Genomic DNA, 11,123 nt, shown 5'->3' on the forward strand with positions numbered 1-11,123 from the left:
CCGTGTCGTCCGACAGCGGTGTGCGGTGCCGGTCGGGTGACCGGCACCGCTGGCCCAGTGCGTGGAGAGGACGAGGAGCGCCCATGTCCAGGACCGAGGTCGACTGCCGCCACCCTGGTGTGCGTTAGATGTTGGCCCCCGCGCACGAGGGCCACGGGCCTCAGCAGGCGGCGACCTCGGTCGACGACCGACGACCGAGGTCGGTCCGGCGCACGTCCAACCTCGACCTCAGCACCCCCTCTGGACCGGCCGGGGATCTCGTACTCCGCGGAGCGGCTCGCGACTTGTGGACCGGTCTCGACGGAGCGGTCGAGGAGCTCGGCGCCGCGGAGCTCGACGCGGCGATCGACCTCTCCGGTCGTCCCGTGATCGGTGCGCTGCGCACTCGACCGGGGTTGCCGGGGCTGACCCGACTCGTCGGCGTTCCGGCCCTCTCTGGCTTCCGGGCGGCGGTCGGGGAGGCCCTGCCTGGTGAGGTTGGTGCCCGGACACTTGCGCACGCGCTGCTCGACGACATCCCGGGCGCCGTGGTCATCTCCGGCTACGCCTGGGTGGTCGGCCCGCCGGTGGAGGCGCCACCCCCGGGTCGCACGCCGCCGGCCGACGTGTGTTCCGGATGGCGCTCGGACGGGACGATGATGCTGGCCATCGCGCGGTCTGGGGCGATGCCCCGGCTCTCCGGCCCGGCAGCCCCGCCGCTGGCCGACGCGGTGGACTCCGTCGGTTGGCACGCCATGCCGCCGCTGACGCCCGGGGACATGCGCCGGTGCCGGTTGATGGACGTGACGCGCGGCGGGGACATCCTGCGGGTCGAGGCGATGTTCCGGGACAGCTACATGGACGCTGACGGGGACGAATCGGTGGTTCACGAATACGGGCTGTCCGCCGTGGTGTCCGCCGGCCGTCTGCAGCTGCTGGCCGTGAGGGTCGAGCCCCGGGTGCTGCCCTGGCAGGAGTGCCCGATGGCGGCGGCCAGCGCGGCGGCACTGGTCGGGCGGCAGGTCGGCACGCTCGGGCAGCACATTCGGGGCGCATTCAGCGGCACGTCGTCGTGTACCCACCTGAACGACCTGCTTCGTTCGCTGGACGACGTGCCCGTGCTCGCGGCCGGTCGCTGACGGGTCGCGCCCGAGCGTGCTCACGGTCAGCCCACGACCAGCCGACACGGGGTCGACGGGGATGTCGGCCAGCACGTCGGGCGTGCCGGTTGCGGAGCTGACGACGTGCCGCCTCGCAGGTCGCTCAGGTCACTTTCCAGCGATCCGAACCGGTGGCACGCAGAAGAGCCCCTCCGGTATTGGCGGGGGAGACCGCGGACCTCACAGTGTCGTGCAACGAGCGGATGTGGCGGCGCTGGGACTCCCGGACAGGTGACTGGGGCCGCCTGTCGGGAGGAGAGCTGCTGGTCGCGCGGGGCCTGGGAGACGTGCGACACCGGCTGCCGCTGGACAGGTTGTCCCGTACGGGGTGAGCGACGACGGGCGGACGGCAGTGTGCAGTCGACGACCGGCCCCCGGTGGTAGTCGCCGACCAGGCCGCAAGCTCCTCCCAGGCGCGTCGACCCCGTCAGCGCCGGGGGAGTACCAGCTCGTCCTCGGGACCAGGCGCGAGCTCGCTTCGCTCGAGGGCGGAGCCTTCGATGTCGACGTCGGGCAGTGCGCGGTCCAGCCAGCGCGGCAGGTACCAGGCGGCCTTGCCCAGCAGCGTCATCACCGCCGGCACGATCGCCATCCGCACGATGAAGGCGTCGACGAGCACCCCGAACGCGAGAGCGAAACCGATGCTCTTGATGGTCGCGTCGTGGCCGAGGATGAAGCCACCGAACACCGAGCCCATGATCAGCGCCGCGGCGGTGACGACCCGGGCGCCGTGCCGGAAGCCGGCGATCACCGCCTCGCGCGGCTCGGCGCCGTGCACGTGCTCCTCCCGCATCCGGCTGACCAGGAACACCTCGTAGTCCATGGCGAGCCCGAAGAGCAGGCCGATGAGGAGGATCGGCAGGAAGCTGAGGACCGGTCCGGTCTGCTCGACGCCGAGCAGGTCGGCCAGCCAGCCCCACTGGAACACCGCGACCAGGGCGCCGAAGGTGGCGGCCAGGCTGAGCAGGAAGCCGAGCACGGCCTTGATCGGCACCAGGATCGACCGGAAGGCGAGCATCAGCAGCAGGAACGCCAGGCCGACGACGACACCGAGGAACAGCGGCAGCGCAGCGCCGAGCTTTTCGGAGATGTCGATGCCGAGCGCGGTGTTGCCGGTGACCGCCAGCTCCGAGCCGGTGCTCTCGACCAGGCCGGGTCGCAGGTCGCGGATGTCGTTGACGAGGTCCTCGGTGCTGGCATCGGCCGGCCCGGCGCTGGGGACCACCGAGACGATGGCGGTGTCGCCGTCCTCGTTCGGGATCGCGGGGGTGACGGCGGCAATCCCGTCCAGGTCGCCGATCGCCGCGACGGTCTCGGTGAACGCGGCCTCCGAGTCGGGAGCATCGGCCGCGTCGACGAGCACGGTGAGCGGCCCGTTGAACCCGGGGCCGAAGCCCTCCGCGAGCAGGTCGTAGGCCTGCCGCTGCGTGGTCTCCTCGCCCAGGTCACCCTCGCTGGGGAGGCCCAGGCGGAGGTCCAGCGCCGGGAGGGCGATGACGCCCAGCCCGAGGACGCCGGCGAGCAGGACGGCAACCGGGCGACGGGTCACGCTGCGTGCCCAGCGGGTGCCGACCGACTCCTCCGTGGCCAGGGCGGCCTGCCGGCGGCGAAGGCCGGGGACCTTCCAGCGGTCGAACCGGTTCCCGGCGAAGCCCAGCAGAGCGGGCACCAGGGTGAGCGCGACGAGGACGGCGACGCCGACCATGCCGGCGGCGACCAGGCCCATCGTGGTGAGGAACGGGATGCCGACCACGGTCAGCCCGGCGAGCGCGATCATCACCGTGAGGCCGGCGAAGACGACGGCGCTGCCTGCGGTGCCGACCGCCCGGCCGGCGGACTCACGCGCGTCCATCCCGACGGCGAGCTGTTCCTTGTGCCGGACGCAGATGAACAGCGCGTAGTCGATGCCGACGGCCAACCCGATCATCAGGCCGAGGGTCGGTGTCGTGGCGGTCAGGTCGACGACGGAGGACAGCGCCAGCACGCCCGCCATCCCCGCGCCGACCCCGATCAGCGCCGTGAGCAGCGGGAGGCCGGCGGCGAGCATCGACCCGAAGGTGACCGCCAGGACGACGACGGCGACGAGGACGCCGATCGCCTCGGCGGCGCCCTGCGCGGGGACGGCCTGGGTCGCCTCGCCGCCGAACTCCACCTGCAGTCCGGCGTCCTCGGCGTCCTCGGCGACGGCGAGCAGCTGGGCGCGTGCATCGTCGGTGATCCCGTCGACCTGGACGTCGTAGGTGACGGTGGCGTAGGCGATCGACTCGTCGGGGGAGACGGCCTGGGTCTGGAACGGGTCGCTGACCGCGGCCACCTGCTCGGCGTCGGCGGCCTCGGCGAGCGAGGCCTGGATCGCCGCGGCGAGTTCCGGGTCGGTGACCGAGCTGCCCTCGGGGGCGGCGAAGACGATGCGCGCGCTGGCTCCGCCCGCTGCCCCACCGGGGAAGCGCTCCTGCAGGGTCTCGAGTGCGGTGACCGATTCGACCCCCGGGATGGTGAGCTGCGCGTCGGCGGAGCGGCTGAAGGCGCCGGCGAGGCCGCCGAGCACGGCGAGGGTGAGGACCCAGGCGGCGAGAACGGTCTTGCGGCGGTGGAAAGCCCAGCGTCCGAGACGGTTGAGAAAGGCGGCCACGGTGCACTCCGAGGTGGTGAGGGACGGGGCTGCGGCGCGGGGGCGCCGAGACGCTACCTAGCCGATCGGCAAGCATGCTACTAGCCGAAAGGCTAGGCGGCGCATGAGCCGTGTCACGTGGCGCGGCGTCTACTCTGTGCCGGTGACGAGCACACCTACGGCGGCGTCTCCCGGGCAGGCGCCGGGCAGTGGCCGTTCGCCGGGTGCGCAACGGGTGCTCGGCGCGGCGCTGGACCTCTTCAGCGAGCACGGCTTCGAGGGCACCTCGCTGCAGGGGATCGCCGATCGGCTCGGTGTCACCAAGGCCGCCGTCTACTACCACTTCCACACCAAGGACGAGATCCTGCTGGCTCTCGTCCAGCCCGCGATCGACGAGCTGCTGATGCTCGCGGGCGAGAAGGACTCCGGTCTGCGGCCTCAGCGCGGGCGCGGCATGGACGTGGCCGGCTACGTCGACTACCTGCTGCGGCACCGCCGGGTCGCCGCGTACCTGACCCGCGACGCCACGGCAATGAGCCGCCCGGTGCTCGTGGAGAAGGGTGCCCAGCTACGCGGGCAGGTCGAGGCGATGCTGCTCGGCGGTGACGCGGACGACCTCAGCACCCTCTGGGGCTCAGCAACGCTGCAGGCGCTCGCCGGCGCGCTGATGGCCGCGCCTCCGGACGTTTCCGAGACGTGGTTGCGAGAGGAGCTCACCGACCTGGGCATGCACCTGCTGGCCGGCTATCGGAAGGCCGCTCGTCGTCGTCAGACGTGACGAATCGTCCCGCCCCGGCCCAGCGCTGGTGGCGCACCCTGGGTGAGGCGACCACGCCCGAGCAGGCGGTCCTACGGCGACCGCGCGGTGCTCTCCGGCGTCGACCTGAGCGTCGCCCCGGGGCAGCGTCCACCCTCCAGCGGGGCCGGGACGTGCTGCGTCGTCCCATCCCTTGCCGACGCCCTGTTCCCGATCCGCCGGTCGCTGCTGGCGTCCGGAAGCTGACCGCGCAGCCGGTCATCGGTGCCGGGGCTGGCCGCTGCCGGCCCGGAGTCCTCCGTCGACGGGCAGGACCACCCCGGTGACGAACCTGGCGTCCTGACCGACGAGGAAGGAGATGACGTCAGCGATCTCGGCGGGTTCGGCGGCTCGTCCCATGGGGATGCGCCGGAGGAACTCCGCGATGTCGTCGGAGGGGATGTCTGCGGTCGCATCGGTCGACGTCAGTGACGGGGCGACGGCGTTGACCCGCACCCCGCGGCCGGCGAGCTCGACCGCGAGCGACCGGGTCAGGTTGACGAGCGCGCCCTTCGCGGCGTTGTAGCCTGTCATGCCCGCGTCGCCGCCGAGGCCTGCGACCGACCCGACGTTCACGACGCTCCCGCCATGCTCCAGGAGGAACGGCAGAGCGGCCTGGGTGACGAGCACGACCGACTCCACGTCGGCGGCCATCACCTGGCGCCATGCGGTCAGGGTCACCAGGTCGAACGCCGAGGAGAACGAGATCCCGGCGTTGTTCACCACGACGTCGATGCGCCCGAACGTGCGGTCGGTGGCGGAGACCATCGCCTTGACGGCAGCGGCGTCGGTGACGTCGCAGGGGGTGACCAGCGTGTCGGGGGCGCGGATGAGGTCGGCCGTCTCCTGGAGGGCCGACCGACGGCGACCTGCGAGGGTGACCCGGAAGCCGTCTGCGGCCAACCGCAGCGCGGTAGCCCGCCCGATCCCTGAACCCGCACCGGTGACGACCGCGACGGGACCCGCGTCGCGCTCCACCAGGCCTGGCGTGCGCACCGACGTCCTACACCTTGTCGGCGGCGGCGCGGAGGTTGCCGGCGGCCAGAGCGAGCCCGTCGAGTCGGCCGAAGGCGGCGTCCTCGTGCTCGATGTTGACCGCCATGCCCGGATCGATCTCCGCGAGCGCACGGAGGAAGTCGGTCCACCAGTCGACGTCGTGGCCCACGCCCACGGCCACGAACCGCCACGCCGGGTCCTCGGGCCACTCGTTGCACCAGAACCCGGTCCCGGTCGGCACCTTGTCCGGTGCGTCGGCGGGTACCCGCCGGAAGGAGGTGTCCAGCACTCCGCGGACGTCGACCCCGGGGGTGATCGCCGCGTCCTTGGCCGCTGCGTGGAACACCAATGGGCCGAGCCGGCGGATGCAGGCGAGGACGTCCATCCCCTGCCACATCAGGTGAGACGGGTCCATCTCCGCTCCCAGGTTCGTGGCACCGGTGAGCTGGACGAGCCGCTCGAGAGTGACGGGGGAGAAGACCAAGTTGTGCGGGTGCATCTCGATGGCGACCCGGACGTCGTTGGCGCGGGCGAGGGCGTCGATCTCCGTCCAGAACTCGGCGGCCACGCCCCACTGGTAGTCCAGGACGTCCATGTAGACGCCGTCCCACGGGTTGACCACCCAGGACGGGTACCTGGCGCCGGGGTCCGAGCCGGGCGTGCCCGACATGGTGACGACGTTCCGGACCCCCAGCAGCCCGGCGAGCTCGATGGTGCGACGCAGGTCGTCCGAGTGCTTGGGGCCGACACCGGGCAGTGGGTTGAGCGGGTTGCCGTTGCAGTTCAGCCCGGTCAACTCCATCCCTCGTGAGGCGAGGACGTCGAGGTACTCCCGACGGGCCTGCTCCGAGGACAGCAACAGCTCGACGTGGCAGTGCGGTGAGGGGATGAAGCCGCCGGTGTTGACCTCGACGGAGGTCAGGCCGTTGGCTCGGAGCACGTCGAGGGCGTCGGCCAGCGGGCGGTCGTGCAGGCAGGCGGTGTAGGCACCCAGTCTCAGAACCATGGGGTGGTGACCTCTCCGGTGTGTGGCGCGTGGGTGGGACCTCGAGGCCGGCGTCGGCGGGTCGCGTCGCGCCGACGCCGGCCGGTCGGGGCCTCAGGCGTTCTGTGGGAAACCGAGGTTGAGGCCGCCGTGGCTCGGGTCGAGCCAGCGGGAGGTGATGACCTTGCCCCGGGTGAAGAAGTGCACGCCCTCGGTGCCGTGTGCGTGGGAGTCACCGAACAGCGAGTTCTTCCAGCCGCCGAACGAGTAGTAGGCCATCGGCACCGGGATGGGGACGTTGATCCCGACCATGCCGACCTCCACCTCGTTCTGGAAGCGCCGGGCGGCACCACCGTCGTTGGTGAAGATGGCGGTGCCGTTGCCGTACTCGTTGGAGTTGATGAGCTCCAGCCCCTGTTCGTAGGTGTCCACCCGGAGCACCACCAGCACCGGGCCGAAGATCTCGTCGGTGTAGACGCTCATGTCGGTCGAGACGTGGTCGAGCACGGTGGGGCCCAGCCAGAAGCCGCCCTCGCCGCCGTCCGGCTGCACCTCCCGGCCGTCGACGACGACCTTTGCGCCGGCCTCCTCGCCGGCGTCCACGTACCCGGCGACCCGGTCGCGGTGCTCCCGGGTGACCAGCGGACCCATGTCGCAGCCGCGGCGGCCGTCGCCGGTGCGCAGGGTCGCGGCGCGCTCGGCGATCCGGGCCACCAGGTCGTCGCCGACCCCGCCCACGGCGACGAGCGTGCTGATCGCCATGCACCGTTCGCCGGCCGACCCGAAGCCGGCGTTGACCGCGGCGTCCGCGGCGAGGTCGAGGTCGGCGTCGGGCAGCACCAGCATGTGGTTCTTGGCCCCGCCGAGGGCCTGCACCCGCTTGCCGTGCCGTGTGCCGGTCTCGTAGACGTAGCGGGCGATGGGGGTGGAGCCGACGAAGGACACCGACTGGATCTCGGGGTGCTCCAGCAGCCGGTCGACAGCGACCTTGTCGCCGTGGACGACGTTGAAGACGCCGTCGGGGAGACCGGCCTCCTTCCACAGCTCGGCCATCCACAGTGCCGCGGTGGGGTCCTTCTCGCTGGGCTTGAGGACGACGGTGTTGCCGGTGGCGATGGCGACGGGGAAGAACCACATCGGGACCATCGCCGGGAAGTTGAACGGGCTGATCACCGCGACAGGACCCAGCGGCTGGCGTACCGAATGCACGTCGACGCCGGTCGAGGCGTTCTCGGTGAAGCCGCCCTTGAGCAGGTGCGGCACGCCGCAGGCGAACTCGGCGACCTCCTGGCCGCGGGAGACCTCGCCGAGCGCATCGTCGAGCACCTTGCCGTGCTCGGCGGTGATGATCGCGGCGAGTTCGGGCTTCCGCTCGTTGAGCAGTTCCCGGAACTTGAACAGCACCGCGCTGCGCTTGGTCAGCGAGGTGTCCCGCCACCCGGGGAACGCGGCGGCGGCCGCGGCGACGGCGGCGTCCACCTCCTCGGTGCTGGCCAGGGCGACCTGGCCGGAGACCTCGCCGGTCGCGGGGTCGGTGACGTCGGCGGTGCGGCCGCTGGCGCCCTCGCGCCGGGCGCCGTCGATCCAGTGGGGGATGAGGGTGGTCATGGGGGCCTCTCAGAGTGCGGGACTCGGGTTCAGGGAGTGGTGCCGTCGGGGAAGTGCTTGGTGACCAGTTCTCGGATGGCGGCGAGCATCCGGGTCCCGGACTCGCGGGCCTGGTCGTCCCAGCCGAAGACGCAGGTGGTGAGGACGCCGTCGAAGCCGATGCCGGCGAGGGCGGCGAACGCCTCGTCGAAGTCGACGTCCCCCCGGCCGATCTCCGCGTGCTGGTGGACGCGGACGGTGTTGCCGGGCGGGTTGGTGATGTAGCGCAAGCCGTCGGACGCCGTGTGGTCCATCGAGTCGGCGACGTGCACGTGGGTGAGCAGGTCGCCGGCGCGGGCGATGATGCCGGGCGCGTCGTCCCCCTGGTGGAAGGTGTGCGGCAGGCAGTAGAGGAAGGACACGCAGGGGGAGTCGATGCCGCGCACCATGTCGACGGCAGGCAAGCCGAGCTCGATGAAGTCGTCCGGGTGCGGCTCCAGCACCAGCTTGACGCCCTCCCGTTCGAAGACCGGCAGCAGCTCCTCCATCGACCGCCAGAACATGGCCTCGGCCAGCTCGGGGGCCTCCGGGCGGCCGTTGAACTCGCTGTTCATCGTGTCCACGCCGAGCTCGACGCAGATCTCGATGGCCCGTCGCCAGTAGCGGACGGCGGCCTGCCGCTCGGCCTCGCCCGGGCCGGACCACCGCAGCACCGGCAGCAGGGACGTGACCCCGACCCCGGCGTCGGTCAGCTTCGACCGCAGTGCGCGAACCGTGGCGAGGTCGACCCGCGGGTGCTTGAAGAAGGGGATGAAGTCCTCGCGGGGGGAGAGCTCGATCCACTCGTACCCCATCCCGGCGACGACGTCGGGGAGCTCCAGCAGCGGGGTGCTGCGCAGCATCTGCGGGTCCAGGGCGATCCTCATCGCGCCGCCATCCGGACCTCGGTGCGCCGACCCGATTCCAGTGCGGCGACCCCGGCCTCGCCGACGGCCGCGGCGGCGTAGCCGTCCCAGACGCCGGGGCCGTCGATGCCGCCGCGCCGCGCGGCATCGACCCAGCGCTGCACCTGGATGTCGTAGGCCCGGCCGAACCGCTCCTTGAAGCTCGGGGTGATGGTGCCGCTGCGCACTGCGCCGGCCGAGGCGCGGCTCTGCCGGACGAGGCCGGTGTCGAGCCCGATCACGGCCACGCCGTCCTCGGCGACGACCTCGGTGCGCACCTCGTAGCCCACGCCCGTGCTGACGAAGCACTCGACGTCGACCATCCGGCCGCCCTCGGTCTCGAAGAGCACCAGCAGCGGGTCGGACTGTCCCGCGACGGCGTGCCGGGTGGCCCGCGGCCGGAGCACGGTCACCGCGGTGATCTCCTCGTCCAGCAGGAAGCGGGCCACGTCGACCTCGTGCACGACGGAGTCGGTGATCATCATCTGGCTGGTGAAGTGCGGCGGCACGGCCGCGTTGCGGTGCGCGCAGTGCACCAGCAGCGGCTCACCCAGCCCACCGGAGGCGATCAGCCCGCGGAGCTCGGCGTACTCGGGGTCGAAGCGCCGCATGAACCCGATCTGCACCAGCCGCCGTCCCGTCCGGGCTGCGTACTCGTCCTCGGCCCGCACGACGGCCAGCGAGCTCTCCGCCTCCATGGTCAGCGGCTTCTCGCACAGCACCGGTTTGCCCTGCTCGATGCACGCCAGGACCTGGTCGTGGTGGAACTGACCGGGGGTGGCGATGACGACGGCGTCGACCTCAGGGTCGGCGATCGCCGTCATCGGGTCGGCCAGCACCCGACACCCGGGCACGCCGGCCGCGACCTCGGCGGCCCGGTCGGCCGCGGCGTCGCTGACGGCGACAACGCGGGCGCCGGAGACTCGGCTGTACAACCGCGCGACGTGGTCCGCGCCCATCATGCCGACGCCCAGCACGGCCACGCGCAACTCGGCGGCGGGGACCTCCGCCATGGCCGGCAGGACGCCGGCGGCGGTCTCGGTGGTGGTCATGGCCGGTTCTCCTCGGGCATCGTGGGGGTGCCGATCTCCAGCGAGCGGAGCCCGCAGGAGCCGATGTAGCGGTGGGTGCGCTGGGCGATGCCGAAGGGCAGGTCGGGGTCGCAGGGGTAGAGGTCGTGCTCGACGATCGCGAATACGTCCAGACCCAGCTCCTCGACCGCCTCCAGCAGCGGGGGCAGGTCGGGGACGCCGTTCGGGGGCTCGGTCATCGCGCCGAGCTGGACCGCCTGCGGAAAGGGAATGTCCTCGGCCAGCACCCGGTCCACCACCACCGGGTCGACCTGCTTGAGGTGCAGGTAGCCGATCCGGTCGGGGTGGCGGCGGATGAGGCCGAGGTTGTCGCCGCGGTAGTAGCTGACGTGGCCGGTGTCCAGGCAGAGCGGCACGAAGGCCGGGTCGGTCACCTCGAGGAACCGCTCGATGTCGGCCTCGTGGCCGACGTGGCTGTCGGCGTGCGGGTGGAAGGCGATGGACAGGCCGTACTCCTCCTGGACGGCCCGCCCCAGCCGGTCCATGCCGGTGGCCAGCCGCTCCCAGCCCTCCGGGGGCAGGTCACGGGGCTCGATGGCGGCGCCGGTCTTGTGGTCCCGCCAGGTGTCGGGGATGACCACGACGTGCGTCCCGCGCATCGCCTTGGTGAGTGCGGCGACGTCCTCGACCTGGCGCCAGACGGCGTCCCAGGAGTCCGGGCGGTGCAGCTGCTCGAAGACCGTGCCGGCCGACACCTTCAGCCCGCGGGTGCCGAGCTCGTCGGCCAGCCGGGCGGGATCGGTGGGGAGGTAGCCGTAGGGGCCGAGCTCGATCCAGTCGTAGCCACAGGCGCTCACCTCGTCGAGGAACCGCTGCCACGGCACCTGCACCGGGTCGTCGGGGAACCAGACCCCCCACGAGTCGGGCGCCGACCCGATGCGGATCCGGCTGGTCGTGGGCTGGGCTGCTGCGGGAGCCACGTCGCTGTCCGCGGTCATGAGGTCCTCTTCCTGGGGTGGTCGGTGTACAGCGGT

9 protein-coding genes are annotated in these 11,123 nt (G+C 72.1%); 2 read left to right on the forward strand and 7 right to left on the reverse strand.

The annotated features are described in order from the left end of the window. Positions 1-365: 365 nt before the first annotated feature. On the forward strand, positions 366-1,118 hold the full coding sequence (locus tag Q1A09_RS00525) for a DUF2889 domain-containing protein (RefSeq protein ID WP_299950678.1): 753 nt from the start codon (positions 366-368) through the stop codon (positions 1,116-1,118). Positions 1,119-1,566: 448 nt separating this feature from the next. Here Q1A09_RS00525 and Q1A09_RS00530 read toward each other — a convergent pair whose 3' ends face one another. Beyond that, entirely contained in the window at positions 1,567-3,771 is a 2,205-nt protein-coding gene (locus Q1A09_RS00530) for an MMPL family transporter (protein WP_299950681.1), read from the reverse strand. Positions 3,772-3,913: 142 nt separating this feature from the next. On the opposite strand from Q1A09_RS00530, the gene Q1A09_RS00535 reads away from it, so the two are divergent. Continuing rightward, positions 3,914-4,528: a TetR/AcrR family transcriptional regulator gene (locus tag Q1A09_RS00535; protein WP_299950684.1), complete on the forward strand. Its 615-nt coding sequence runs from the start codon at positions 3,914-3,916 to the stop codon at positions 4,526-4,528. 237 nt (positions 4,529-4,765) lie between these two features. Here the strand turns inward: Q1A09_RS00535 and Q1A09_RS00540 are convergent, their stop codons facing one another. The 6 genes from Q1A09_RS00540 to Q1A09_RS00565 all read right to left on the reverse strand — a co-directional run bounded on the left by Q1A09_RS00540 (position 4,766) and on the right by Q1A09_RS00565 (position 11,087). Further along, positions 4,766-5,542: an SDR family NAD(P)-dependent oxidoreductase gene (locus Q1A09_RS00540; protein WP_299950687.1), complete on the reverse strand. Its 777-nt coding sequence runs from the start codon at positions 5,540-5,542 to the stop codon at positions 4,766-4,768. Positions 5,543-5,549: 7 nt separating this feature from the next. Then, the gene (locus Q1A09_RS00545; RefSeq protein ID WP_299950690.1) at positions 5,550-6,548 is read right to left on the reverse strand and encodes a sugar phosphate isomerase/epimerase; all 999 of its coding nucleotides are present in this window, start codon (positions 6,546-6,548) and stop codon (positions 5,550-5,552) included. A 93-nt stretch (positions 6,549-6,641) separates the two neighbouring features. Next, positions 6,642-8,135 (reverse strand): CoA-acylating methylmalonate-semialdehyde dehydrogenase, encoded by a 1,494-nt coding sequence (locus tag Q1A09_RS00550; RefSeq protein ID WP_299950693.1) that lies wholly within the window; start codon positions 8,133-8,135, stop codon positions 6,642-6,644. Positions 8,136-8,164: 29 nt separating this feature from the next. After that, positions 8,165-9,040 carry a sugar phosphate isomerase/epimerase gene (locus Q1A09_RS00555; RefSeq protein WP_299950696.1) on the reverse strand — a complete coding sequence of 292 codons (876 nt, stop codon included), beginning with the start codon at positions 9,038-9,040 and terminating at the stop codon, positions 8,165-8,167. Beyond that, a complete protein-coding gene (locus tag Q1A09_RS00560) occupies positions 9,037-10,110 on the reverse strand; it encodes a Gfo/Idh/MocA family oxidoreductase (protein WP_299950698.1) in 1,074 nt (357 codons plus the stop codon). The genes Q1A09_RS00555 and Q1A09_RS00560 overlap by 4 nt, the downstream gene beginning before the upstream one ends. Then, positions 10,107-11,087 (reverse strand): sugar phosphate isomerase/epimerase, encoded by a 981-nt coding sequence (locus Q1A09_RS00565; protein ID WP_299950701.1) that lies wholly within the window; start codon positions 11,085-11,087, stop codon positions 10,107-10,109. Before Q1A09_RS00565 ends, Q1A09_RS00560 begins: the two co-directional genes overlap by 4 nt. Positions 11,088-11,123 lie beyond the last annotated feature (36 nt).

The sequence above is a fragment of the uncultured Modestobacter sp. genome, from assembly GCF_947486615.1.
GTDB lineage: Bacteria > Actinomycetota > Actinomycetes > Mycobacteriales > Geodermatophilaceae > Modestobacter.

Excerpts from the sequence above, each read along its gene's own strand:
- Q1A09_RS00560 (WP_299950698.1), bottom strand. The coding sequence starts at position 10,110 with ATGACCACCACCGAGACCGCCGCCGGCGTCCTGCCGGCCATGGCGGAG.
- Q1A09_RS00565 (WP_299950701.1), bottom strand. The coding sequence starts at position 11,087 with ATGACCGCGGACAGCGACGTGGCTCCCGCAGCAGCCCAGCCCACGACC.
- Q1A09_RS00555 (WP_299950696.1), bottom strand. The coding sequence starts at position 9,040 with ATGAGGATCGCCCTGGACCCGCAGATGCTGCGCAGCACCCCGCTGCTG.
- Q1A09_RS00550 (WP_299950693.1), bottom strand. The coding sequence starts at position 8,135 with ATGACCACCCTCATCCCCCACTGGATCGACGGCGCCCGGCGCGAGGGC.
- Q1A09_RS00545 (WP_299950690.1), bottom strand. The coding sequence starts at position 6,548 with ATGGTTCTGAGACTGGGTGCCTACACCGCCTGCCTGCACGACCGCCCG.